Origin of the sequence: Hafnia alvei (assembly GCF_964063325.1) — a bacterium.
Classification (GTDB): domain Bacteria; phylum Pseudomonadota; class Gammaproteobacteria; order Enterobacterales; family Enterobacteriaceae; genus Hafnia; species Hafnia alvei_B.
In genome coordinates this window covers 3,997,144-4,022,581 of the sequence record NZ_OZ061315.1, presented here as the reverse complement: position 1 = coordinate 4,022,581, position 25,438 = coordinate 3,997,144, and the positions used below count along the sequence as shown (strand labels likewise).

General features: G+C 48.6%; 20 protein-coding genes, 2 tRNA genes, 3 rRNA genes, 1 pseudogene and 1 other annotated feature (1 of these 27 cut by a window edge). Of the genes and pseudogenes, 13 read left to right on the top strand and 13 right to left on the bottom strand.

The genetic code is table 11. The features are described 5' to 3' along the window. Positions 1–35 precede the first annotated feature (35 nt). Positions 36–362 carry a trp operon repressor gene (gene trpR, locus AB3Y96_RS18795; RefSeq protein WP_043489340.1) on the top strand — a complete coding sequence of 109 codons (327 nt, stop codon included), beginning with the start codon at positions 36–38 and terminating at the stop codon, positions 360–362. 81 nt (positions 363–443) lie between these two features. On the opposite strand, the gene yjjX is transcribed toward trpR, so the two are convergent. Further along, positions 444–977 (bottom strand): inosine/xanthosine triphosphatase, encoded by a 534-nt coding sequence (gene yjjX, locus AB3Y96_RS18790; protein ID WP_367299940.1) that lies wholly within the window; start codon positions 975–977, stop codon positions 444–446. Positions 978–1,029: 52 nt separating this feature from the next. On the opposite strand from yjjX, the gene gpmB reads away from it, so the two are divergent. Then, a complete protein-coding gene (gene gpmB / locus AB3Y96_RS18785; RefSeq protein WP_072309139.1) occupies positions 1,030–1,677 on the top strand; it encodes a 2,3-diphosphoglycerate-dependent phosphoglycerate mutase GpmB in 648 nt (215 codons plus the stop codon). On the opposite strand, the gene robA is transcribed toward gpmB, so the two are convergent. After that, on the bottom strand, positions 1,674–2,552 hold the full coding sequence (gene robA / locus AB3Y96_RS18780) for an MDR efflux pump AcrAB transcriptional activator RobA (protein WP_367299939.1): 879 nt from the start codon (positions 2,550–2,552) through the stop codon (positions 1,674–1,676). The genes gpmB and robA overlap by 4 nt on opposite strands. Before the next feature lie 244 nt (positions 2,553–2,796). On the opposite strand from robA, the gene creA reads away from it, so the two are divergent. Next, on the top strand, positions 2,797–3,273 hold the full coding sequence (creA, locus tag AB3Y96_RS18775) for a protein CreA (RefSeq protein ID WP_072309141.1): 477 nt from the start codon (positions 2,797–2,799) through the stop codon (positions 3,271–3,273). Positions 3,274–3,346: 73 nt separating this feature from the next. Here creA and proS read toward each other — a convergent pair whose 3' ends face one another. The 6 genes from proS to metN all read right to left on the bottom strand — a co-directional run bounded on the left by proS (position 3,347) and on the right by metN (position 9,024). Continuing rightward, positions 3,347–5,065: a proline--tRNA ligase gene (gene proS, locus AB3Y96_RS18770; protein ID WP_025801171.1), complete on the bottom strand. Its 1,719-nt coding sequence runs from the start codon at positions 5,063–5,065 to the stop codon at positions 3,347–3,349. Between the two features lie 119 nt (positions 5,066–5,184). Next, the gene (tsaA, locus tag AB3Y96_RS18765; RefSeq protein ID WP_072309142.1) at positions 5,185–5,892 is read right to left on the bottom strand and encodes a tRNA (N6-threonylcarbamoyladenosine(37)-N6)-methyltransferase TrmO; all 708 of its coding nucleotides are present in this window, start codon (positions 5,890–5,892) and stop codon (positions 5,185–5,187) included. Beyond that, positions 5,889–6,308 carry an Rcs stress response system protein RcsF gene (gene rcsF, locus AB3Y96_RS18760; protein WP_367299938.1) on the bottom strand — a complete coding sequence of 140 codons (420 nt, stop codon included), beginning with the start codon at positions 6,306–6,308 and terminating at the stop codon, positions 5,889–5,891. The genes tsaA and rcsF overlap by 4 nt, the downstream gene beginning before the upstream one ends. A gap of 115 nt (positions 6,309–6,423) precedes the next feature. Then, on the bottom strand, positions 6,424–7,239 hold the full coding sequence (locus tag AB3Y96_RS18755) for a MetQ/NlpA family lipoprotein (RefSeq protein ID WP_025801174.1): 816 nt from the start codon (positions 7,237–7,239) through the stop codon (positions 6,424–6,426). Between the two features lie 107 nt (positions 7,240–7,346). Further along, positions 7,347–8,000: a methionine ABC transporter permease MetI gene (locus AB3Y96_RS18750; RefSeq protein ID WP_072309144.1), complete on the bottom strand. Its 654-nt coding sequence runs from the start codon at positions 7,998–8,000 to the stop codon at positions 7,347–7,349. Then, positions 7,993–9,024, bottom strand: coding sequence for a methionine ABC transporter ATP-binding protein MetN (gene metN / locus AB3Y96_RS18745; RefSeq protein WP_367299937.1), 1,032 nt, complete (start codon positions 9,022–9,024; stop codon positions 7,993–7,995). Before metN ends, AB3Y96_RS18750 begins: the two co-directional genes overlap by 8 nt. 190 nt (positions 9,025–9,214) lie before the next feature. On the opposite strand from metN, the gene gmhB reads away from it, so the two are divergent. From gmhB to rrf, 6 genes are all read left to right on the top strand, one after another. Beyond that, entirely contained in the window at positions 9,215–9,778 is a 564-nt protein-coding gene (gene gmhB, locus AB3Y96_RS18740; RefSeq protein WP_367299936.1) for a D-glycero-beta-D-manno-heptose 1,7-bisphosphate 7-phosphatase, read from the top strand. A 416-nt stretch (positions 9,779–10,194) separates the two neighbouring features. Continuing rightward, positions 10,195–11,737: ribosomal RNA gene (locus AB3Y96_RS18735) — 16S ribosomal RNA — on the top strand. Between the two features lie 73 nt (positions 11,738–11,810). After that, positions 11,811–11,887, top strand: a tRNA-Ile gene (locus tag AB3Y96_RS18730). Positions 11,888–12,018: 131 nt separating this feature from the next. Next, positions 12,019–12,094: transfer RNA gene (locus AB3Y96_RS18725), tRNA-Ala, on the top strand. A gap of 267 nt (positions 12,095–12,361) precedes the next feature. Further along, positions 12,362–15,270, top strand: a 23S ribosomal RNA gene (locus tag AB3Y96_RS18720). A gap of 120 nt (positions 15,271–15,390) precedes the next feature. Further along, positions 15,391–15,506 (top strand): 5S ribosomal RNA (gene rrf / locus AB3Y96_RS18715). Together the 16S, 23S and 5S rRNA genes with 2 tRNA genes alongside form the textbook arrangement of a ribosomal RNA operon. 473 nt (positions 15,507–15,979) lie before the next feature. Here the strand turns inward: rrf and pssA are convergent. From pssA to trxC, 4 genes are all read right to left on the bottom strand, one after another. After that, positions 15,980–17,335 carry a CDP-diacylglycerol--serine O-phosphatidyltransferase gene (gene pssA / locus AB3Y96_RS18710; protein ID WP_072309623.1) on the bottom strand — a complete coding sequence of 452 codons (1,356 nt, stop codon included), beginning with the start codon at positions 17,333–17,335 and terminating at the stop codon, positions 15,980–15,982. Positions 17,336–17,482: 147 nt separating this feature from the next. Then, the gene (locus tag AB3Y96_RS18705; RefSeq protein ID WP_367299935.1) at positions 17,483–20,143 is read right to left on the bottom strand and encodes a bifunctional acetate--CoA ligase family protein/GNAT family N-acetyltransferase; all 2,661 of its coding nucleotides are present in this window, start codon (positions 20,141–20,143) and stop codon (positions 17,483–17,485) included. Between the two features lie 44 nt (positions 20,144–20,187). Beyond that, complete coding sequence (locus AB3Y96_RS18700; protein ID WP_367299934.1) at positions 20,188–20,880, bottom strand: tRNA-uridine aminocarboxypropyltransferase; 693 nt, start codon at positions 20,878–20,880, stop codon at positions 20,188–20,190. Between the two features lie 110 nt (positions 20,881–20,990). Next, positions 20,991–21,422 (bottom strand): thioredoxin TrxC, encoded by a 432-nt coding sequence (gene trxC / locus AB3Y96_RS18695; RefSeq protein WP_025801390.1) that lies wholly within the window; start codon positions 21,420–21,422, stop codon positions 20,991–20,993. A 339-nt stretch (positions 21,423–21,761) separates the two neighbouring features. On the opposite strand from trxC, the gene AB3Y96_RS18690 reads away from it, so the two are divergent. Next, entirely contained in the window at positions 21,762–22,877 is a 1,116-nt protein-coding gene (locus AB3Y96_RS18690) for a tRNA/rRNA methyltransferase (protein ID WP_072309626.1), read from the top strand. Positions 22,878–23,032: 155 nt separating this feature from the next. Here the strand turns inward: AB3Y96_RS18690 and arcA are convergent, their stop codons facing one another. Further along, entirely contained in the window at positions 23,033–23,749 is a 717-nt protein-coding gene (gene arcA / locus AB3Y96_RS18685) for a two-component system response regulator ArcA (protein WP_004089205.1), read from the bottom strand. A 121-nt stretch (positions 23,750–23,870) separates the two neighbouring features. Between arcA and AB3Y96_RS18680 the strand changes: the two are divergent. The 3 genes and pseudogenes from AB3Y96_RS18680 to thrL all read left to right on the top strand — a co-directional run. Continuing rightward, a pseudogene (locus AB3Y96_RS18680) lies at positions 23,871–24,010 on the top strand (hypothetical protein); the annotation flags it as partial. A 415-nt stretch (positions 24,011–24,425) separates the two neighbouring features. Next, entirely contained in the window at positions 24,426–25,112 is a 687-nt protein-coding gene (locus AB3Y96_RS18675; RefSeq protein ID WP_367299933.1) for a tRNA/rRNA methyltransferase, read from the top strand. 241 nt (positions 25,113–25,353) lie between these two features. Beyond that, a complete protein-coding gene (gene thrL / locus AB3Y96_RS18670; protein ID WP_131020755.1) occupies positions 25,354–25,437 on the top strand; it encodes a thr operon leader peptide in 84 nt (27 codons plus the stop codon). Continuing rightward, positions 25,373–25,438 (top strand) — a sequence feature (Thr leader region); it runs 58 nt beyond the window's last position. Its footprint overlaps the gene before it by 65 nt.

Sequence of the window (25,438 nt, the reverse complement as noted above, 5' to 3'; positions counted from 1 at the left end):
TGAGTATTTTCTCACCAAGAGTATGGCAGCTAATCATGACAACGCGATCCCTGAATGATCCCGCGCTCAGCGCACAAGAGAATGATGACTGGCAACGCTTTGTTGAATTGCTACGGCAGGCGTTTGCCGAAGATTTGCAAGGCCCAATGCTACAGCTTTTTTTGACGCCGGATGAAAGAACAGCGCTGGCGACGCGGGTGCGAATTATCGAAGAGTTGATGAAAGGCGAGATCAGCCAGCGTGAGCTGAAAAGTCAGTTAGGCGCAGGCATTGCAACCATCACTCGCGGATCGAATAGTTTGAAAACGGCACCCGCAGACCTGAAACAATGGCTAGAACAGCAGTTACTGACAGATAAATAATACGGTGTTAAACGAATGACTATGCGATGGCTCGTTTGGGAGCCATCGTCAGACCGCTAGAGCATATAGCTAGGTGTATCGCTATTTTGTTTCTGCACGCTTCTGGAAGATTTCATTATGAAAAGGGACCAGAGCTAAAACTAACGCTTGGTGATAAACACTGGTGCGTGTCAGTACGCCGTTGGTAAAAACACCGATAGCGCCTTCGCGACGGCCGATATCATTTGTGCCTGTGATTGCCTTCATTTCGCTGCCTAAGGCTTTGCCTTCTGCGATACCTTGCAGGATAGATTCCGGCAGCATCAGGCTCGCTGAGCGAGATTCTCCACGCATATGATGGTTCTCAATCGTCATCCATGCGAAAGTCATATTCTCTTCAATACCTGCTTCGACACCGACCCAAAAATCAGCTTCAGGGCAAACTTGGCGTGCACACATCACTCTGTGGCGTGAGCCGGTTCGCGTTTCGTGATTTCCAATGGGTTGTTCGGGTACTCCGCTATTAACTTCAATGCCTTCAATGCGATACTGGTCATGACCAAAAACATCATCGAACGCCAGAGAAATAGCCTTAATTTTTGCGGGGTTGGTAGTTGCTGCGACAACATGGTACATATTATTTCCAGCTTCCTATTAGCGCATTTCTCGCAGTATACGGAAAAAGTACATGACACAGGTATATCTTATTCGCCACGGTGAAACCGAGTGGAACGCAGAACGCCGGATTCAGGGACAATCCAACAGTCCATTGACCGAGTTAGGAGAACTTCAAGCGCATCAGGTAGCGGCGCGTTTGAGCCAGATGGGGATCACGCATGTTATTGCCAGCGATCTGGGACGGACTCGCCAAACAGGGCAGGCCATCGCTGATGCCTGTGGATGTGAGCTTATCCTCGATCCGCGCCTGCGCGAACTGCATATGGGCGTATTAGAAGAGCGTTTGCTTGATTCCCTTTCCCCTGAGGAAGAGAAGTGGCGTAAGCAGATGGTTGATGGTACGCCAAATGCACGTATCCCAGACGGGGAAAGTATGGCAGAACTGGCCACACGCATGCGCGCTGCCCTGAATAGCTGCCTAGATTTACCTGAGGGAAGTCAGCCCGCGTTGGTGAGTCATGGGATTGCCTTGGGGGCGCTGTTAGGGACTATCTTAGGATTACCACCACACGCCGAGCGACGTTTGCGCCTGCGCAACTGTTCGTTATCGCGGGTAGACTATCAGCAAAGTCCTTGGCTGGCGCCGGGATGGGTCGTTGAAAGTGCAGGTGATATCCATCATCTGGATAGACCTGCACTTGATGAGATCCAGCGTTAACCTTCTTCGCGACGGGTCGGAATCAGATACTCGCAGCAGATATGTTTAGGTGGTCGCTGCGAGGAATCCGTTTGTGGATGGAATCGCTCGATATCGTAACCTTTACGACGCACCAAATTTAGCGTTGGCAATGTGGTTCCGTAAAGGTTCAAGATAAATTCTTGAAATCCTTCTGCCGGGCCGTTATAGCAAAACTGGGCATATTCACCGCCGAGAAGAGTTATAGACTGCACTTCTTTAGTGACATCAAGCGGTAAATGCTCAATCTCCAGCGCAGTGGTATACAACACTTCTTGCTCGTCGTCTTTATCCAAACTTGGGCGAGAGTGGTGTAAGCCATATAGAACCGGCGGGATGTTTTTCACATCGTGCAGGAAATCGTGCCAGAACTGGCTACGCAGTTCGGTACGGACTTTACTAATTTGCTCCAACGTACAGGTATAACATTGTGTGATGCCGACTAATGATATGCTTGGCAATGTTATAAACTCAGGTTGAATCAAATTGCTTAGACCGAGACGAATCGGTGGGCACATTCCGTAAGCATGCCAATCTTCCGCACGGCGATAAAGCGCAGGAGTTTGATTAAACTGCTTCTTAAAGGCGCGAGTGAAAGTCTGTTGCGAGTCAAAACGGTATTGCAGTGCGATATCTAAAATTGGGCGACTGGTCAATCGCAGTGCCACGGCGGCCTTAGATAAACGGCGTGCGCGTATATAGGCCCCAATGGCTTGACCAGTGACTTCTTTGAACATTCGTTGCAGGTGCCATTTAGAATATCCCGCTTTGGCTGCGACGTTATCGAGCGATAGTGGTTGGTCTAGGTGTCCTTCCAACCAGCTTAACAGGTCACGAATAATACTGGCCTGATCCATATAGCATCCTCAAAAGCAGTAATGATCGTATACAGCAACTAAACGGCATAATAGCAATTTTTTGCGCCTTAAACTTATATTAAGGTTTTTTCAGCGCAAAGAGTGCTATGCAGGTGTGAGCCGTGCTGTAAGATTTAGATCTTTTATATAGTATGTAATTGCGTTTGTTTTATTAATAACTGGCGTGATTATAATTATCCGAGGTACTTAGGTGAACAAATTTTTTGTAGGGTTATGTTTCACAATGACTGCGATGCTTTCTGCCGCTCACGCAGAACAGATCGGTTCAGTTGATACAGTGTTTAAAATTCTGGGGCCTGACCATAAAATTGTGGTTGAGGCATTTGACGATCCAGACATTAAAAATGTGACCTGCTACATCAGCCGAGCTAAAACGGGCGGCATTAAAGGTGGCTTGGGATTAGCAGAAGATACTGCTGATGCCGCGATCTCTTGCCAGCAAGTAGGGCCAATCGCAATAAGCGAAAAGATCAAGAATAAGAAATCTGATGGAGAAGTTGTTTTCCGTAAACGCACTTCATTGGTGTTTAAAAAACTACAGGTGGTCCGTTTTTACGATCCTGCTCGCAACGCTTTAGTCTATCTGACGTATTCCGACAAAGTTGTGGATGGTTCTCCGAAGAACGCCATCAGCGCAGTGCCTATCATGCCTTGGGCTACTGCCGAGACAAGCGTTCCAGCTGCCGCTGCGGCACAGTGATTTAACGTTGAATCATTTAGTAACAAAAAGGCCGACATTGCTGTCGGCCTTTTTCATTCTCTAACAAACGACCCTAGCGTTTGATTCGAGCCAGTAAGAAATCTTCGATTTCACCGGTTTTAATCATTTGTTTGTCGCCGCTGCGGCGATGCTTATATTCAATTTCATCGCTGTCGAGATTACGGTCACCGATAACGATGGTATGCGGTACACCAATTAGCTCCATATCGGCAAACATCACGCCTGGACGCTCTTTGCGGTCATCCATAATCACGTCGATACCTTTAGCGCGCAGGCTATCGTACAGAGATTCCGCCAGATCTTTCACGCGGAAAGATTTATGCATATTCATTGGCAGAATAGCGACTTGGAACGGTGCAATAGCGTCTGGCCAGATAATGCCACGGTCGTCATGATTCTGCTCGATAGCGGCGGCAACAACGCGTGTTACCCCAATTCCGTAGCAGCCCATTGTCATTAACTGGTTACGGCCATCTTCACCTTGGACAGTGGCTTTCAAGGCTTCGGTATATTTAGTGCCGAGCTGGAAGATATGGCCAACTTCGATACCGCGTTTGATCAGCAAGGTGCCTTTGCCATCTGGGCTTGGATCGCCTGCAACCACGTTACGGATATCCGCAACCTGTGGCAACGGCAGATCGCGCTCCCAGTTGATGCCAAAGTAATGTTTACCGTCAATGTTTGCGCCTGCGCCGAAATCACTCATCATGGCAACGGTGCGATCAACCACTACTGGCACAGTCATATTGATTGGGCCTAAAGAACCTGGGCCCGCGTTAACAACCGCACGAATTTCAGCTTCGGTTGCAAACGTCAGTGGGCTGGCAACCATTTCCAGTTTTTCAGCTTTTACTTCGTTCAGTTCGTGATCGCCACGAACCAGAAGAGCAACTAACGCATGACCGCTCTCTTTGGTGGCATGAACCAGCAGAGTTTTAACGGTTTTTTCAACCGGCAGATTAAACTGCTCGGTTAATTCAGCGATGGTTTTGGCGTTTGGTGTATCAATGATACGCAGCTCTTCCGTTGGCGCAGCGCGTTCACCTTTAGGTGCCACGGCTTCAGCCAATTCGATGTTTGCCGCATAGTCAGATTCATTGGAGAAGATGACATCATCTTCACCGCTTTGTGCCAACACTTGGAATTCGTGGGAAGCGCTACCGCCAATAGAGCCGGTATCCGCTTGAACTGGACGGAAATCCAAATCCATACGGCTAAAGATTTTGTTATACGCAGCAAACATCTTGTCGTAGGTTTCTTGCAATGATTCCTGAGAGGTATGGAAAGAATAAGCATCTTTCATCAGGAATTCACGCGAACGCATGACGCCAAAACGTGGGCGAACTTCATCACGGAATTTGGTTTGAATCTGGAAGAAGTTCAGTGGCAGCTGCTTATAAGAGCTGATCTCATTGCGCACCATATCGGTGATAACTTCTTCGTGGGTTGGACCCAATACAAATGGACGTTCGCCGCGATCGACGAAGCGCAGCAGCTCAGGGCCATACTGTTCCCAACGACCGCTTTCCTGCCACAGATCCGCAGGCTGAACTACGGGCATGGACACTTCGATTGCGCCGGCGTTGTTCATCTCTTCACGGACGATGTTTTCAACTTTTTTCAGAACACGCAAACCGGTAGGCATCCAGGTATAAAGACCTGAGGCCAGTTTGCGGATCATACCGGCACGTAGCATCAGTTGGTGACTGATAACTTCGGCGTCGGCTGGAGTCTCCTTCAGAGTGGAGAGCAGATATTGGCTTGTACGCATGTGTATTGTTCCGTTAGAACGCAATATGTATCAGACCGTCGGGAAAGGCGGCCAAAATAAAGAAAAGTGGCTTAGTTTACCAGCGACGGCGAGTTGTCAAAAGAGAAGGGCATGAAATTCTAGACTGAATTCAGGTCGATCACTTCGGTTATGCCATTTTTCACCTGCCAACGCACGTTAAAATCGAGCAGATGCACGGCATAAATGCGATCTTCGCGCTCTCCTTTGCGGTAGGCCGGACGAGGATCCTGCGCCAGCACCTGTTGGATAAATCGCTGCAGATGAGGATAGCGCTGCTGGTGTTGTTGAATTTGCTGCTGAGCAATGTCCGAGAAACTAACGGGCATATCTGCTTGAGGTGCGTCTTGAGCGAAACCACCGCGAGCCTGAGGCTGGCTTTCAGCAAAAGGCAGGTAAGGCTTGATATCGATGATTGGCGTGCCGTCGACCAAGTCGAGGCTGCCCAGCGTCAATATCACTTTGCCGCCTTTGGTATCGATAGATTTTAGCTCAACTAACGACATGCCAATTGGATTAGGGCGAAACGTGGAACGTGTGGCGAAAACGCCCATGCGTGCATTTCCCCCTAAGCGTGGCGGGCGAACCGTGGGGCGCCATCCACCTTCCATCGTTTGATGAAAGACAAAAACGATCCACAAATGGCTAAACTCTTCGAGGCCACGTACCGCTTCGGGCTGGTTGTAAGGTGCAACAAGCTCCAGCTCGCCGCCTCCGTCCTCAATGAGCCCAGGCTGTCTAGGGATGGCAAATTTCTCTTTATAAGGAGAGCGAATAATCCCGATCGTATCGAAGGTAAACTGACTCATTGCTTGGAAACGTTTAGCGCAGAACCTTTACACACCGCTTGTTGGTAGCAACCTTGCACATCGGTGACCACTTGGCATTGATGTAGTAACACCGCATTTGCTTTCATGGTTGAAGCTTTAATCTGCATACGCTTGCGCGCCGTAGCCAGATTCGGTGGCGAATCTTGCTCTGTTGCTTGGCAAACACTGCCTGCCACTTCACCTAAATCACGGAAAGGTTTGCCCACCAAGTCTTCGGCATTGTCATACACTTTTACCGGACGCGGTTTCGGCTGGGTCGGCTTGGTGGTTTTTGTTGTGCTTACCTGTGCTTTTGCCGGTTGAACGGGCGTTGTATTTTCTGATTTCGAGTGCAGTAAAGAACAACCGGACAAAGCCAAAGTGGCAGCGAGCAAGCATAAAGGTAATGCACGCATAAATGTTTCCTGATTTTTATAAAAGTGAGTGCTATTGAATCAAGGTATGACAGAAATGACAAGACGGGCAATCGCCCGTCTTGAAGATATTACGTACTATAACTGCGAGAGGCAATTACCAGCCTTTAACTGCGCCACCGTTAAAGATTTTATTGGCAGCGTTGTAAACTTCATCAGACTGATAAGCCTGAACGAATTTCTTCACGTTCTCTGCATCTTTATTGTCTTCACGAGCCACGATCAGGTTTACGTATGGAGAATCTTTATCCTCAACGAAGATACCGTCTTTGGCTGGAGTCAGGCCGATTTGGCTTGCATAGGTAGTGTTGATAACCGCCAGAGCAATTTGCGCATCGTCCAGTGAACGTGGCAATTGTGGTGCTTCCAGCTCAACCAGCTTCAGTTTTTTCGGGTTCTCGGTCACGTCCAACACGGTTGGCAGTAAGCCAATGCCGTCTTTCAGTTTAATCAGACCCACTTTTTGCAGCAGTAACAGTGAACGGCCAAGGTTAGTTGGGTCGTTTGGTAAGGCAACCTGAGAGCCATCTTGCAGTTCGCTCAGAGATTTGATTTTCTTCGAGTAGCCCGCAATTGGGTAAACGAAGGTGCTACCGACTGGAACCAGTTTGTAGCCACGATCTTTGATTTGCTGATCCAGATAAGGTTTATGCTGGAAAGCATTCGCATCAATATCGCCTTTGCTCAAGGCTTCGTTTGGCAGAACGTAGTCGTTAAATGTAACCAGCTCAACGTCCAGACCGTATTTGTCTTTGGCAACTTTCTGTGCAACTTCGGCAACCTGCTGCTCTGCCCCGACAATAACGCCCACTTTAATATGATTTGGATCTTTTTCTTCCTGACCACAGCCCGCCAGCGCCAGAGAACCCAGAAGTGCGCCAACGACAGCAATCGACTTAAACTTTAATGACATACCCTTATCCTTCTTTTGACTTGTTCTTGAGACATTGTTGTTGAGACGTTGTTTTGAAACATCGTTTGGCGCGCCATAGCGAGCGCCGTTTTTATTATTAGACTGCTTTATTTGCGGCTGACCGCTTTAACAATGCGATCGCCACTAAACTGGATCAGATACACTAAAATCACTAACAATACTAATACCGTATTCATCACGGTTGCGTTATATCCGATATAACCATACTGATAACCAATCTGTCCTAGACCGCCAGCACCGACTGCGCCGCCCATTGCTGAGTAGCCAACCAAGGTAATCAATGTGATGGTTGCCGCATTGACCAAGCCTGGAAGCGCTTCTGGCAATAAGATCTTGTTGATGATTTGCAGCGGCGTTGCGCCCATGGCTCGTGAAGCTTCAATCAGCCCTGTCGGGATTTCCAATAGCGCATTTTCGACCATGCGAGCAATAAACGGTGCTGCGCCAACGGTCAATGGCACTAATGCTGCCTGCAAACCGATAGACGTTCCTACGATGACGCGGGTAAAAGGGATCATCCATACCAAGAGAATAATGAACGGTATGGAACGGAAGATGTTAACCAACGCGGAAAGCAGGTTATACAGCTTGGCGTTTTCCCAAATTTGTCCCGGACGCGTTATATAAAGAAGCACGCCGACGGGGAGACCGATAACAAAACCAAAGAAGCCGGATACAAAGGTCATGACGACGGTTTCCCAAATGCCTCGGCCCATTAACCACATCATTGCCTCAGACATAACCCAGTACCTCTACTTTTACCTGATGAATCTTGAAAAACTCAATAGCAGATAACGCATCCGCGTCATCACCGTGCAGCTCGGCTAACATCACGCCAAATTTAACGCCGCCGGCATAATCCATTTGAGAACTTAAAATACTGATATCGACATTAAAACGACGAACAGCCTGAGAGATTAACGGTGCGTCGACGGACTGGCCGGTAAATTCAAGGCGCAACAGCGGCTGCGTATCAGGTTTACGATCTGGCGTCATGCGAGCAGCGAAATCGTCTGGAATATCTAAATGCAGTGTGGAATGAATAAACTGCTGCGCGAGTGGTGTTTTTGGATGGGAGAACACTTCGCCAACGGTGCCTTGCTCAATCAGTTGGCCATCGCTAATTACGGCTACCTGATCGCAAATGCGCTTCACTACATCCATTTCGTGAGTGATTAGGAGAATTGTCAGACCCAAACGGCGGTTAATGTCTTTCAGCAGTTCCAGAATGGAGCGCGTGGTTGCAGGATCAAGCGCGCTGGTGGCTTCATCACACAGCAGGACTTTTGGGTTGCTGGCTAATGCACGCGCAATTGCCACGCGCTGTTTTTGCCCGCCAGACAGGTTTGCGGGATAGGCATCTCGTTTATCGCTTAGGCCGACCAAATCTAATAGCTCACTGACGCGACGCGTGATTTCACTACGCGGCGTGTTATCTAATTCCAACGGCAGAGCGATGTTCCCTGCAACAGTTCGCGATGAGAGCAAGTTAAAGTGCTGGAAGATCATGCCGATCTGACGGCGCGCTTTGGTCAATGCGCTTTCAGAAAGTGCAGTCATGTCCTGATCGCCAACCAAAACGGTACCGCTGGTTGGGCGTTCGAGCAGGTTTACGCAACGAATCAGTGTACTTTTACCGGCACCGGATGAACCGATGACGCCATAAATTTGCCCGGCAGGGACGTGTAATGACACGTCAGACAGCGCTTTAATCTGGCGCTGACCCTGCTGAAAAACCTTGGTGATATTTGTAAGTTTAATCATTTTTATATTTTTACTTTTGGTGTTGCCCGTGGCAGATAAAAAGCAAACTTTGGGAAAGCCCAAAGTATTGAACTGGATGTTAAGGCGTCTAGACGTCTAAGTCAACAGATGTCGAGTGCGCTTGAGGCTCTCCCTTTCATGTAAATCGTGCGATACTGAGGGCATCTAACGCCATAAGGAGTGAATATCTGTGGCCCAGCTTGTTCCCGCAATTTTTTTAGATCGTGATGGCACGATTAACGTCGATCACGGATATGTCCATGAAAGCGATAACTTCCAGTTTATAGATGGCGTCATTGACGCCATGGCTGAGCTGAAAAAAATGGGGTATGCCTTAGTATTGGTCACGAACCAGTCCGGTATTGCTCGCGGTATGTTTACCGAAGATCAGTTTATGCATCTCACCGAATGGATGGATTGGTCTTTGGCGGATCGCGGCGTTGATTTGGACGGCGTTTATTACTGCCCGCATCACCCCGAGGGAAGTGTAGAAGAATTTCGTCAGGTATGTGATTGCCGCAAGCCACAGCCTGGTATGCTGTTATCCGCTAAAGAAGAGCTAAATATCGATATGAGTGCTTCTTATATAGTAGGCGACAAAATAGAAGACCTACTCGCGGGTGAAGCGGCTAGCGTGGGGACTAAAGTATTGGTTCGCAGCGGTAAACCCGTGACCCCAGAAGCTGAGGCCAAGGCGGATTTAGTGATTAAGAGCCTTGCTGACTTGCCAAAAGCGATAAAACAGCGGGTTTAGTGCACTAAATGGCTGAAAATAAGCCAAACAGAAAAAAAAGTGTAATTAGGGGTTGTCAGCCCGCGAGAACTCCCTATAATGCGCCTCCATCGACACGGAACATGTGAATCACTTCACACCGTATCGGCGGTTTCGATAAGAAATCGCAAGAGAAAAAATCCTGAAATTTAGGGTTGACTCTGAAAGAGGAAAGCGTATTATACGCCACCTCGAGTTAGCAAGCTTAGTCTCCTAACTCACTGCTCTTTAACAATTTATCAGACAATCTGTGTGGGCACTCACAAGACAATATCTAACGTCCTCGGACGATAAAATATTAAAGTCTTGAAGAGTGACCAAGCAGTAATTCATTTAGTGAATTATTACGAAAGTTAATTTTCGAGCATCGCTTAACTTGTTTAAGCAAATCAAGCTTTTAATTGAAGAGTTTGATCATGGCTCAGATTGAACGCTGGCGGCAGGCCTAACACATGCAAGTCGAGCGGTAGCACAAGAGAGCTTGCTCTCTGGGTGACGAGCGGCGGACGGGTGAGTAATGTCTGGGAAACTGCCTGATGGAGGGGGATAACTACTGGAAACGGTAGCTAATACCGCATGACGTCTTCGGACCAAAGTGGGGGACCTTCGGGCCTCACGCCATCAGATGTGCCCAGATGGGATTAGCTAGTAGGTGGGGTAATGGCTCACCTAGGCGACGATCTCTAGCTGGTCTGAGAGGATGACCAGCCACACTGGAACTGAGACACGGTCCAGACTCCTACGGGAGGCAGCAGTGGGGAATATTGCACAATGGGCGCAAGCCTGATGCAGCCATGCCGCGTGTATGAAGAAGGCCTTCGGGTTGTAAAGTACTTTCAGCGAGGAGGAAGGCATTGTGGTTAATAACCGCAGTGATTGACGTTACTCGCAGAAGAAGCACCGGCTAACTCCGTGCCAGCAGCCGCGGTAATACGGAGGGTGCAAGCGTTAATCGGAATTACTGGGCGTAAAGCGCACGCAGGCGGTTGATTAAGTCAGATGTGAAATCCCCGAGCTTAACTTGGGAACTGCATTTGAAACTGGTCAGCTAGAGTCTTGTAGAGGGGGGTAGAATTCCAGGTGTAGCGGTGAAATGCGTAGAGATCTGGAGGAATACCGGTGGCGAAGGCGGCCCCCTGGACAAAGACTGACGCTCAGGTGCGAAAGCGTGGGGAGCAAACAGGATTAGATACCCTGGTAGTCCACGCTGTAAACGATGTCGACTTGGAGGTTGTGCCCTTGAGGCGTGGCTTCCGGAGCTAACGCGTTAAGTCGACCGCCTGGGGAGTACGGCCGCAAGGTTAAAACTCAAATGAATTGACGGGGGCCCGCACAAGCGGTGGAGCATGTGGTTTAATTCGATGCAACGCGAAGAACCTTACCTACTCTTGACATCCAGAGAATTTAGCAGAGATGCTTTAGTGCCTTCGGGAACTCTGAGACAGGTGCTGCATGGCTGTCGTCAGCTCGTGTTGTGAAATGTTGGGTTAAGTCCCGCAACGAGCGCAACCCTTATCCTTTGTTGCCAGCGAGTAATGTCGGGAACTCAAAGGAGACTGCCGGTGATAAACCGGAGGAAGGTGGGGATGACGTCAAGTCATCATGGCCCTTACGAGTAGGGCTACACACGTGCTACAATGGCATATACAAAGAGAAGCGAACTCGCGAGAGCAAGCGGACCTCATAAAGTATGTCGTAGTCCGGATTGGAGTCTGCAACTCGACTCCATGAAGTCGGAATCGCTAGTAATCGTAGATCAGAATGCTACGGTGAATACGTTCCCGGGCCTTGTACACACCGCCCGTCACACCATGGGAGTGGGTTGCAAAAGAAGTAGGTAGCTTAACCTTCGGGAGGGCGCTTACCACTTTGTGATTCATGACTGGGGTGAAGTCGTAACAAGGTAACCGTAGGGGAACCTGCGGTTGGATCACCTCCTTACCTAAAGATAGCGTTAAGTGCAGTGTCCACACAGATTGTCTGATGAAGAATAACGAGCAGAATACCTTTATATAGGCTTGTAGCTCAGGTGGTTAGAGCGCACCCCTGATAAGGGTGAGGTCGGTGGTTCAAGTCCACTCAGGCCTACCAAATTCTTACTCATACTGCGTTGTCGTCACGCCTCGTTTGCAACAGCAAACTTCGCATGACTCCGCCTTGTCTGAGAAAGAATTAAACTCTTCTATGAGTGGTAATGTATAAAGGTAAACTGTTGACTGTATGGGGTTATAGCTCAGCTGGGAGAGCGCCTGCCTTGCACGCAGGAGGTCTGCGGTTCGATCCCGCATAGCTCCACCATTACTTTTATTTTTAATAAGTATTCAGTCTCAAAAACATACTTCAGAGTGTATTGGAAACAGTATGCTGCGAAGTATTTTGCTCTTTAACAATCTGGAACAAGCTGAAATTTGAAAGCTTAAGCAACTGTGAGAATGACGTCTGTTTATTCAGACTCAAACACTGACACAGTTTGCATTAAGCAGTCTCTCAATTTTTTGCAATCTTGAATGCTGTCTTGAACCGGTTCGTAACCGCGTTCACTAAAAAGACACCTTCGGGTTGTGAGGTTAAGTGACTAAGCGTACACGGTGGATGCCTAGGCAGTCAGAGGCGATGAAGGACGTGCTAATCTGCGATAAGCGTCGGTAAGCTGATATGAAGCGTTATAACCGACGATTTCCGAATGGGGAAACCCAGTGTGATTCGTCACACTATCGTTAAGTGAATACATAGCTTAACGAAGCGAACCAGGGGAACTGAAACATCTAAGTACCCTGAGGAAAAGAAATCAACCGAGATTCCCCTAGTAGCGGCGAGCGAACGGGGAACAGCCCAGAACCTTAATCAGCGTATGTGTCAGAGGAACGGTCTGGAAAGTCCGGCGATACAGGGTGATAGCCCCGTACTTGAAAATGCATATGTTGTGAGTTCGATGAGTAGGGCGGGACACGTGACATCCTGTCTGAATATGGGGGGACCATCCTCCAAGGCTAAATACTCCTGACTGACCGATAGTGAACCAGTACCGTGAGGGAAAGGCGAAAAGAACCCCGGCGAGGGGAGTGAAATAGAACCTGAAACCGTGTACGTACAAGCAGTGGGAGCCTCTTTTATGGGGTGACTGCGTACCTTTTGTATAATGGGTCAGCGACTTATATTTTGTAGCAAGGTTAACCGAATAGGGGAGCCGTAGGGAAACCGAGTCTTAACTGGGCGTCAAGTTGCAAGGTATAGACCCGAAACCCGGTGATCTAGCCATGGGCAGGTTGAAGGTTGGGTAACACTAACTGGAGGACCGAACCGACTAATGTTGAAAAATTAGCGGATGACTTGTGGCTGGGGGTGAAAGGCCAATCAAACCGGGAGATAGCTGGTTCTCCCCGAAAGCTATTTAGGTAGCGCCTCGTGAACTCATCTTCGGGGGTAGAGCACTGTTTCGACTAGGGGGTCATCCCGACTTACCAACTCGATGCAAACTACGAATACCGAAGAATGTTATCACGGGAGACACACGGCGGGTGCTAACGTCCGTCGTGAAGAGGGAAACAACCCAGACCGCCAGCTAAGGTCCCAAAGTCATAGTTAAGTGGGAAACGATGTGGGAAGGCATAGACAGCCAGGATGTTGGCTTAGAAGCAGCCATCATTTAAAGAAAGCGTAATAGCTCACTGGTCGAGTCGGCCTGCGCGGAAGATGTAACGGGGCTAAACTATGCACCGAAGCTGCGGCAGCGACACTTAGGTGTTGTTGGGTAGGGGAGCGTTCTGTAAGCCGTTGAAGGTGGCCTGTGAGGGTTGCTGGAGGTATCAGAAGTGCGAATGCTGACATAAGTAACGATAAAGCGGGTGAAAAACCCGCTCGCCGGAAGACCAAGGGTTCCTGTCCAACGTTAATCGGGGCAGGGTGAGTCGACCCCTAAGGCGAGGCCGAAAGGCGTAGTCGATGGGAAACAGGTTAATATTCCTGTACTCGGTGTTACTGCGAAGGGGGGACGGAGAAGGCTAGGCTATCCGGGCGACGGTTGTCCCGGTTTAAGCGTGTAGGGGGAAAGCATTGGTAAATCCGTGCTTTTATCAACCCTGAGGCGTGATGACGAGTCACTACGGTGATGAAGTAGTTGATGCCAAGCTTCCAGGAAAAGCCTCTAAGCTCTAGGTAACATTGAATCGTACCCCAAACCGACACAGGTGGTCAGGTAGAGAATACCAAGGCGCTTGAGAGAACTCGGGTGAAGGAACTAGGCAAAATGGTGCCGTAACTTCGGGAGAAGGCACGCTGGCGCGTAGGTGAAGTCCCTTGCGGATGGAGCTGAAGCCAGTCGAAGATACCAGCTGGCTGCAACTGTTTAATAAAAACACAGCACTGTGCAAACACGAAAGTGGACGTATACGGTGTGACGCCTGCCCGGTGCTGGAAGGTTAATTGATGGGGTCAGCCGCAAGGCGAAGCTCTTGATCGAAGCCCCAGTAAACGGCGGCCGTAACTATAACGGTCCTAAGGTAGCGAAATTCCTTGTCGGGTAAGTTCCGACCTGCACGAATGGCGTAATGATGGCCAGGCTGTCTCCACCCGAGACTCAGTGAAATTGAACTCGCTGTGAAGATGCAGTGTACCCGCGGCAAGACGGAAAGACCCCGTGAACCTTTACTATAGCTTGACACTGAACATTGAGCCTTGATGTGTAGGATAGGTGGGAGGCTTTGAAGCGTGGACGCCAGTCTGCGTGGAGCCAACCTTGAAATACCACCCTTTAATGTTTGATGTTCTAACTCCGGTCCCTAATCGGGATTGAGGACAGTGTCTGGTGGGTAGTTTGACTGGGGCGGTCTCCTCCTAAAGAGTAACGGAGGAGCACGAAGGTTAGCTAATCACGGTCGGACATCGTGAGGTTAGTGCAATGGCATAAGCTAGCTTGACTGCGAGAGTGACGGCTCGAGCAGGTACGAAAGTAGGTCATAGTGATCCGGTGGTTCTGAATGGAAGGGCCATCGCTCAACGGATAAAAGGTACTCCGGGGATAACAGGCTGATACCGCCCAAGAGTTCATATCGACGGCGGTGTTTGGCACCTCGATGTCGGCTCATCACATCCTGGGGCTGAAGTAGGTCCCAAGGGTATGGCTGTTCGCCATTTAAAGTGGTACGCGAGCTGGGTTTAGAACGTCGTGAGACAGTTCGGTCCCTATCTGCCGTGGGCGTTGGAAGATTGAGAGGGGCTGCTCCTAGTACGAGAGGACCGGAGTGGACGCATCACTGGTGTTCGGGTTGTCATGCCAATGGCATTGCCCGGTAGCTAAATGCGGAAAAGATAAGCGCTGAAAGCATCTAAGCGCGAAACTTGCCTCGAGATGAGTCTTCCCTGAGACCTTGAGTCTCCTAAAGGAACGTTTAAGACTAAGACGTTGATAGGCTGGGTGTGTAAGCGTAGCGATACGTTGAGCTAACCAGTACTAATGATCCGTGAGGCTTAACCTTACAACACCGAAGGTGTTTTAAGACGCAGAGACGCGAAAACACAAAGAGTAGGCTTGTGAACAGATTGGTTTGTATGGCTAGCTGTAGAAATACAGAGAGCGGTACAAATAACAGAATATGCCTGGCGGCGATAGCGCGGTGGTCCCACCTGACCCCATGCCGAACTCAGAAGTGAAACGCCGTAGCGCCGATGGTAGTGTGGGGTCTCCCCATGCGAGAGTAGGGAACTGCCAGGCTTTAAATAAAACGAATAGGCCATCCGAAAGGATGGCCTTTTTGTTTTATTTGAATTTTGTCGGTAAGCGTCTCGATAGAGTAGGACAACATCGTCGGGAACGATGTTGAACAACGCGTAGCGTTGGCCCGAAGGGCGAGTATCAGGATGAGACGAGTATTGTAGGGAACTGTTAAACGTTATCGAAAGAACCTCAGTCGAAAGACTGGGGTTTTTTGCTATGGGGAATTTGAACTCGAATACATGAAATGTATTTTGTGATGCAGAAATCTATCTATTATCGTCATTGTCATGCCAGTTCCTAGAGTAATTATATACTAAGTCACTTATATATTAATAACGAGAAGTTAAAACCTTTAATAGCGCTTAGATTATTATCTGGCTGTCTTAATAATTAGGAAAAGGTATTTACCATAGAAGAAGTCAGACTATTCTAGATATAAAAAAACCTCCCAGAAGGAGGCTCTTATCTTATTAAAGAATTCGGCTTATTAGTCTATCAATACGAATTCTGCGTAGTCTTCTAATCAGCTTACGGACTTTCAGAGGGTACTGCTGAATAGTTTCAAGCTCAAGATAGCTACGAACGACGTGGGTATTAGTGCGGATGCACTCCAACTCTTTCTGACGCTGTTCATGCAGCTGATGCTTAGGATCGTGGATAAGTATTGCGTTCTCAAGATCAAGACGCCAGGCGCGCGGATTTAGGTTATTTCCCGTAATCAACTGCCATTGGTCATCAATCCACATCCCTTTTAAATGATAAGTATTGTCTTCATCTTTCCATAGCCGAACGGTCAATTGTCCATTGTCGACGAAACGCTGTAGGCGGCTCATGAAACGGCGAAGGTTTATTTCATAAAGATAAGGTAATGCACCGATGATCTTGAATGGTTCATCTTCTGGAATATAGAAGTCATTTGCCTTCTTATCACCCACAATAATTTCAACCTGTTTCCCTTGGCGTAATAAATAAATAATATTACGAACCAATAGTGCAGGCATGTTGAAATAAGGTGTACATAGCGTGACTTTCTCTTCAGTGCTGCACATTAAGTGATGAATCGTTTTATTCAGAACGCTATGTTTGCCTAGCCCCGCTAATGGCGTCACCGCTAATTCATCGTTGCCAGCTATTGCCGCAACATCGTAGCCACAGCTGCGTAAACCATGGCGGAATTGGCGTGTTTCATTACGAATTTCAGGACTTTTCGGGCGATCGTCACGATCGAGCCGTTGAACTGCGGGATCGGTCAGAAGCTTATTTTGTATGTAAGCTGACATGGTATCAGCTAAACGACCGTTCTGGATGAAGTGATAGCGGTCATAACGATACTTATCATGACGATGAAGATATACATCGTTCAGACTTGCACCGCTGTAAATCACTCGGTCATCAACAATAAACCCTTTCAGATGCAAAACGCCCAGCGCTTCACGGGTATTAACCGGAACACCGTAGACAGGCACAGATACACCAGGGTGCTGATCGGCCATAGCGCAGTACCAATCAGCGTTTGTATTTGTCGCCGCGGCGCCAATACGTCCACGTTGTGCACGATGCCAATCGACGAGAACGTAGATTTCTAAATCTGGATGCTGCTGCTTTGCGCTATACAAGGCATTGAGGACATCGCGTCCGCCGTCATCGTTTTCCAGATACAGCGCCGTGATGTAAATACGGCGAGAGGCGTTAGAAATCGCGTCAATTAACGCCAGACGAAAAGCCTCTGGCGTAAACAGCGTCTGTACATCCTCAACTGTCTGGGGAAGTTTTGGCAGTTGTGCAAGGTGTTGTTGATGTTTCGTTCGTTTAAATTTAGACAACATCACAGTGCGCTTCTTCTCTCATCATTGTGTAGCAAAACGCTACATACAGTTATATTAGCCTATGGAATCGGGCGATAATAACACTACTTTCCATCTATTGCGTATGTTTTGCCTCGATTTGTCGCCACCCTCTCAGCAAAATTCCGTTTAAACCGGCAATGAATTGTTCAGTGGCAAGCGCAAATTGACGATGCCGTCTTCAATTTGTATATCGACCTGAAATCCCAGTTTTTTAGCGAGTCCAATCATTCCCTGATTGTTTGGCATAGTTATACCTACTAGCCTTTCAAGCCCGTGCTGAGTTGAATAAGCGATCATCTTACCTAAAAGCGTCTTTCCAAGTCCTAAACCGTTACTGTCTGAGCGAACCAATACGGCAAATTCGGCTTCGAGATTGTCTGGGTCGGATAGTGCGCGCGTTACCCCTATGATTGCATCTTTACCTTGTTCCTGAATAACGGCCACGAAAGCCATTTCTCGGTCGTAATCGATTTGAGTCATTTTAGCGAGGTCTTCATGCGTAAATTCATTGATCTCGCTGAAGTAACGGTAGTACAAATCCTCTTTGGTCACTTTCTGAATGAACTGCTGTAGTAAGGGTTCATCTTCAGGGAGGATGGGGCGCAGCAAGCAAGTCACTCCGTTTCTCAACGTCACTGGCTCTTCAAGATGCTGAGGGTAGGGGCGTATGGCGAGCCTATTTTCGGCTAAACCGGAGAACGGGGTGAGCTGGAGTGACACGTCCAACAGCGTGAAATCTTCAGCAGAGGCCAGAACGGGATGGATATCTAATCGGCTTATTTCTGGGCAGTCGACAATGAGATCGGAAACCTGCACTAGCAACTGACTAAGCCCGTCAATATTAAGTGGCTGCAATGGACTTCGGCTGCGGATTTTACCACCTTTGATCGCCTGCATAATCAGATATCGCGCCAAGGTCATATTTAGCGGCGGTAAAGCAACGGCAGCGTCGTGCTCTGGATTCCAAGCTCCTCCGCCTTCACCCAGCATTATAAGCGGTCCAAATACGGGATCTTGTTCGACTAACACCCGTAGCTCTTGAGCGCCTGCTCGGTTAGCCATGCTTTGAACTAATAGGCCGTGAATGCGCGCCTGAGGAAATGAATGCTTCACGCGATCGATAATGGCATTTGCCGCTTGCTCTACCTCGGCTGCGTTGCGCAGATAGAGCATGACACCCTGTACATCCGACTTATGCGGGATATCAGGTGAGCGGAGCTTTAATGCAACCGGATAGCCAACCTGTTCAGCGATATGTACGGCCTCAGTACTGTCGTTGGCAATCCATGTTGGCAATGTTTGTAAGCCGTAACTGGATAGAATTGATCTGACTTCGTGTGTATCGAGGTGGTAGATCTCTTCTTTTAGCGCTTGCTGGATAAGGTCGTGAGCCTGAGTCGTATTCGCGGTGAGATCGGCCGGCAACGCTGGTGTTTCCATGAGTTGACGCTGGTTGCGGCGATATTCAACCATATGCATAAAGGCAGTAATCGCGCCTTCAGGCGTTCTATAAGTAGGAATACCCGCTTCGCTAAATAACCTGCGCGCTTCTTGCGATGAATATTCGCCGCTCCAGTTGGTAAGCACAGAAATACGTTTACCACGCGGATGCTGTTTTAGCGTTTGAATCACTATTTCGGCCGTTGTGGTCGCTGGTGCCGCTGCGCTCGGTGCATGGATAATTAAAACCGCATCATAGCTGTGGCTATCGAGTAACGTGTTGATGGCTGATTGATAGCGGGCAGGTGTCGCATCATCACGTAGATCGATTGGGTTCTGTAGATACACATCGTCCGGCATTTTACTGCGCAACGCGGTGAAAGTGTCTTCATCTAAGGTGGCGAGCTTCCCATTACGCCGCAGCAGTTCATCCACCGACATGGCAGCAGGTGCCGCACCATTGCTGATGATAAGGATTTTTTCTCCGCGTAGCGGATGCATGTGGCTGAGTGTTTCTACCGCAGAGAAAAGCTCATGCGTATCTTGCACGCGTAGCAGGCCTGCGCGTTGGATCGCGGCATCATAGGCCACATCTAACCCTTGTACGCTGTTGAGTAGCTGCTGCGCCTGCGGGCTGCGGCCACTCTTGATGACGAGTATGGGTTTATTTCTTGATGCGCTACGTGCGGCTGACAGAAAACGTCGCGCATCATGCAGATGCTCTAAGTAGATCAGGATTGCGCTGGTTTTGCTGTCTCGAGCGAGAAAATCTAGAAGATCGTCCACGTCGATATCCAAGCTGTCACCCAAGGCGATAAAAAGAGAAAAGCCTATTTCTCGCTGTTGAGCCCAATCTAAAATCGTGTTTGAAACGGCTGCTGATTGAGAAATAAAGGCCAGTTTGCCGGGAAGAATCGGCACCGGTGAAAAGCTGGCGTTTATTTTTTGCCATGGAGCCAAAAGGCCCAAGCTATTTGGCCCTAATAAACGGACGTTGTGCTGCTGGGCACAGGCTTTTAACTCGGCAGATTGGGCGCTTGGCGATGAAAGCACAATGGCCGCTCGGCATCCTTTATCACCTAATGAGGCGATAATCTCTAAGTTGCGCTGGGCGTTGACGCACAGGATCGCCAAGTCTGGGGCAAAAGGCAGGGATTCGATATCAGCATAGGCCAGTACGCCGCACACGGCCTGATAACGAGGAGTCACGGGAAAAATAGGCCCAGAAAATGCTCCTTTAAGCAGGTTCTGCATCATTAAGTGGCCGTTACGCCCAATTTTATTTGATGCGCCTATCACGGCGATAGACTTCGGACGTAACAACGATTCCAGACTGCGCTGACTCATAGCTAAAACTCCTTGCCGAAGCAGATAGCCTGAGTCTAATGCCTCTAGATATTTTCTGCAGTGACCTCTTCACGGTGATGAGGCTTGCCTAGCAAATATTGACGGCGAAAATAGCTAAAGTGTTGTTGTAGCCCCTGAGCGGCTTCGTAATCGCCCGCGATATCTAATAGTGCAGCTGCAACTTCAGCGGTGCAGTGCTGCTCGTCACGGGCTGATTCCCGTAGCGTATAGTCACTCTCAAGCTTAGTTTCTAAAGAGAATACGGGGAACTTGTCGAGATAAGGGCTCTTACGGAACATCTTTGTCGCCTCACGCCAGGTGCCGTCGAGCATGATAAATAACGGCGGCTTAGCCAAACTATCCTGCGGCAAGACGGATACGGCACGTTCAGGCGCGTAGGAGCCGGGGAAGACCACATAAGGCTGATAGTTAGGATCGTTTAATAGCGCCAGTAGTTTTGGATCAACTTCGGTTCTGGCCCATTGAAAAGCCGCTGTTTCCGGTAATACATCGGCAATCAAACGCCCCGTGTTGCTAGGCTTCATCGGCTCGGTATCATACATCATCAGACAAAAGCGACTTTTAGCCGATTGGGTAGAAATGGTGTCGCACAGGCAGCGAGTTTCAGGGAGTAAGCAACGCTGGCAGCGCGTTACGCGTCCTCCGCGAGTGAGAAAGGGTTTGGTCGCTTTAGCAAGACGGAGCTCGCGCAGGCGCAATACGGCGTTAGGGGACATCGACTTCTCTGATGAGGCAAAAGCGCTATTTTAAACAAGCAGACGGATAGGGTACAGCGGCGAAAGGGAAAAAAGAAAAGCCCAGCATCATGCTGGGCTTAGAATCGGGTTTATGCTTTTGCAGCAAGCTGTTCATTCAGCCAGCTATCAAAAGGTGCTTTTGGCATTGCGCCACTCAGCATGTCTACCAGCTGACCATTTTGGTACAGCATAATGGTTGGAATGCTGCGAATGCGGAAACGTGCGCTAAGTTCCGGTTCTGCTTCGGTATTGACTTTCACACAGCGGATCTGGCCTGCGCGCTCTTCAGCGACATCTTCAAATACCGGAGCAAAACCCTGACACGGTCCGCACCATGGCGCCCAGAAATCAATAAGCACCGGTTGGTCGTCTTGCAGGATTTTATCCAGCGTGGCTGAAGTCGCATTAATGACCTCGCCATCGAACAACTCATGACCGCAGCGACCGCATTTAGCCTGATCCTCAATGCGCTCTTCTGGTAAACGATTGGTAGTTTGGCAGGACGGACAAACGGTATTCATGGGCAACCTCGGTATTGGGGATAAAAAGTCCGCGCTTTTCACTGTAAAAGCAACGTTATTGTTTAAATTATGTTAAGCATTATCGTATGCAGGGATATTAATCACAATCAGGTTTCTTCAATGGTTATAATAGATATCAGCTTTTGTCGAAGCTTATATACCCGTCATATTTCAAGCTGTATGTGCGTTGGCTGCGCTTAATCACCCGAATTACTTACCTGTGTAAGCTTATCGGTACTCTTTATCTTGCCGCCTTCCCGCAACTCGAATTATTTTGGGTATAGCTTAGTGGTCACACATCAGGTAATCTTCGCGCCCTGCGCGTTGGTGGAGATAGCAATGAACGATTCTTTTAATGGCAAAAATGGCAAGGTCAAAGTGATGTACGTCCGCAGCGAGGACGACAACAAAGACCGTGACCAAAAATCACGTCCGGAAGGTAAAGGGCGTCAAGGTGAACGAGGTGGTCGTCAGGGCCGTAGTGCTCAGGATGGAGACCGTCGCAACGATCGCCGTGGTGGCCAAGGCCGTAGCCAGGAAAACGATCGCTCTCGCCGTCCTGCTGGTGCGAACCGCAGTGAAGGTCGTAGCGAAGGGCGTAATGAAGGCCCTTATGATCGTTCGCCTTGGAAAACGGTATCTCGTGCTCCAAATGAAGAAGATAAGCCCGATCATGGCGGTATCGCCGGTAAGAGCTTTATCGATCCTGAGCAACTGCGTCGTCAGCGCGCTGAAGAAACCCGTGTTTACGGTGAGAATGCCTGTCAGGCGCTGTTTGCCAGCCGTCCTGATGCCATTGTTCGTGCATGGTTTGTTCAGTCTGTAACGCCACGCTTCCGTGAAGCGCTACGCTGGATGGCGGCAAATCGTAAGGCCTATCATGTTGTTGATGATGAAGAGCTGACGAAAGCCTCAGGCACTGAACATCACGGCGGCGTTTGCTTCCTGATTAAAAAGCGTAATGGCCTCGATGCTGCTACTTATCTGAAAACAGCTGCGGATACCGATTGTGTATTGGCGCTGGAAGATGTGGGTAACCCGCATAACCTAGGCGGCATCATGCGTACCTGTGCGCACTTTGGCGTGAAAGGTTTGATGGTGCAGGATGCTTCGATGCTGGAGTCCGGTGCAGCAGTACGTACCGCAGAAGGCGGCGCAGAGCACATTCAGGCGATTGATGCGGATGGTTTTGATAGCGCGCTGGATGAGTTCCGTCGCGCGGGTTACACCATCGTAACCACTTCTAGCCATAAAGGTACAACGCCGCTGACCAAGGCTTCATTGCCGAAGAAAATGGTGTTGGTATTAGGCCAGGAACGTGATGGTCTGTCTGAAACCGTGATGCAGAAAGGTGATTTAAGCCTGTCTATCGGCGGTACGGGTCAGGTCGAAAGCCTGAACGTTTCCGTTGCTACCGGTATTTTACTGGCAGAATGGTGGCGTCAAAACGCGTAATGCGTTGGATGCCAGCCATACTTCAGGCTGTATGAGAAAGCGGGGCTAGCCCCGCTTTTTTGTGCCTGCTATTCGCACATAAATAAAAATCGTGAAACGACAGATAAGCAAAAGGCCGGATAATCCGGCCTTTTTGTGTATATGCGAATGGAAAATTACTCTTCCAGATCGCCACAGAAGCGATAGCCTTCACCGTGGATGGTCGCGATGATTTCCGGGGTATCTGGCGTAGACTCAAAGTGCTTACGAATACGACGGATTGTCACGTCAACGGTGCGGTCATGTGGTTTCAGCTCACGGCCGGTCATTTTCTTCAGCAACTCTGCGCGGGACTGAATTTTGCCCGGGTTTTCGCAGAAGTGCAGCATGGCGCGGAATTCGCTGCGTGGTAGCTTGTACTGTTCGCCGTTAGGGCTCACCAGTGAACGGCTATTGATGTCTAGCTCCCAACCGTTGAAGCGATAGCTCTCAACCAGTTTACGCTCTTCTGTGCCACCACCGAGGTTCATGGTGCGGGACAGCAGGTTGCGAGCACGGATGGTCAGCTCACGTGGGTTGAATGGCTTGGTGATATAATCATCGGCGCCGATTTCCAGCCCAAGGATTTTATCCACTTCATTGTCGCGGCCGGTCAGGAACATCAGCGCTACATTTGCTTGTTCACGCAGCTCGCGAGCCAACAACAGGCCATTTTTACCAGGCAGGTTGATATCCATGATAACCAGATTGATGTCGAATTCAGACAGGATCTGGTGCATTTCTGCGCCATCATTGGCTTCATGAACGATATAACCTTCCGCCTCAAAAATACTTTTAAGTGTGTTTCGAGTGACGAGTTCGTCCTCGACGATAAGAATGTGCGGGGTCTGCATGTGTTTGCTACCTAAAATTGCCAACAAAATAGAAATAGGGAAGTACAGTAGTCTTGATTCCTAAAACACCAAATCGAGAGTGTGGCTGTTTCGATGATGTAACAACATAGAGATTCAATAGACTAAGGTACGTAAACTCGTTCTTGATGCACTTTCCATCAACGTCAACAACATCGCTAGGTTGGTCAGGGGATGTTACTCCCTACAGCCCCGGTGGTGCCAAAAGCGGCGCACATCCTAACCCTATTAACAGCAATATAACAGCACACACCGCAATTGCCATCCAACAAAACTACGCTTTGTTGACATATATCAAATCCAATTGTAGCACGTTAACAGATTTGTGAAAAACACTTACAAGTATGTGAGCTGGATAATGAAGTTAAGTGAGTTTGTTCATGATTAAGCTCGGGAAAATCTCATATCGTAGCTAAACTTTATTCTATATTTATGGATAATTTAATTAATTGATTATAAGAATGAATTTACTGAATTTGTGCCAAATAGCTTAGTCTTAGAATGTTTTTTGATTAAAATGCCCTTTTCCTTTTTTATCTAATAGAAAAGTCCGTGTTTTTGTTAAATAAATGTAACTTTACGGCTAATGGAAAAACCCTCGCGAGCAGGATAAAGTGTGCACCTGTTTATTATTAATTGTTAAAAATCGGGCATTTCTATGCAAATTCATATCGTACTGGTTGCTCCAGCCAGACCAGAAAATATTGGCGCTGCGGCAAGAGCGATGAAAACCATGGGATTTTCATCGCTACGAATTGTTGATAGCCAAGCATACCTAGAGCCCGCCGCTCGCTGGGTTGCTCACGGTTCCGCTGATATTCTGGATAATGCCCAGCATTTTGACACGCTAGAAGCCGCATTGGCTGATGTGGACTTCACCGTTGCCACCACGGCAAGAAGTCGTGCCAGATTTCACTACTATTGTTCGCCATCCGAGCTCACTAGCATCTTGCATGAAAAGCAGAGCTGGACATCCAGCTGTGCGCTGGTCTTTGGACGTGAAGAGTCTGGGCTATCAAATGAAGAATTAGCCTTGGCGGATATTTTAACCGGTGTGCCAATGGTGGCCGATTATCCTTCGCTCAACTTGGGGCAGGCCGTGATGGTTTTCTGCTATCAGCTATCGTCATTAGTTCAGAACAGTGTGGAGCCAGAGGCACTGGCCGAAGAGAATCAACTGGTGGCACTGCGCCAACGTGTGCACCGTCTATTGGGAACGCTTGATGTTGCCGATGATCAAAAACTCACCGACTGGCTCGATCAGCGCCTTGGGTTACTCGCGCAGCGTGATACTTCTATGCTTCACACCTTGCTGCATGATATTGAAAAAGTGTTGAAAAAATAGCCTGTCGAATAAAAAAACTGAAAACGACGATTGCTCGGTAAAGGCAGATAAATTTCTCTTAGATGACGTGCGCTAAAAGTGTGACTCAACGCACTTTTGCTGATGTGATGTTTTTCTACAGGTTTTTATGCTGTCTAGGTTATCGAAATGTTGCTGGTTAAAAACAGAATTTCGTTGACTTAGTTTTGCCTTTGCTTTAACCAATATAGGGCAGACACAAGAATTTATTGGACAGACAGAGATGCGTATTAGTTTTTATAACTACAGCCTGAATACCACAACAATTATTACCACCACCGATACGACATGTAACGGGGCGGGCTGAC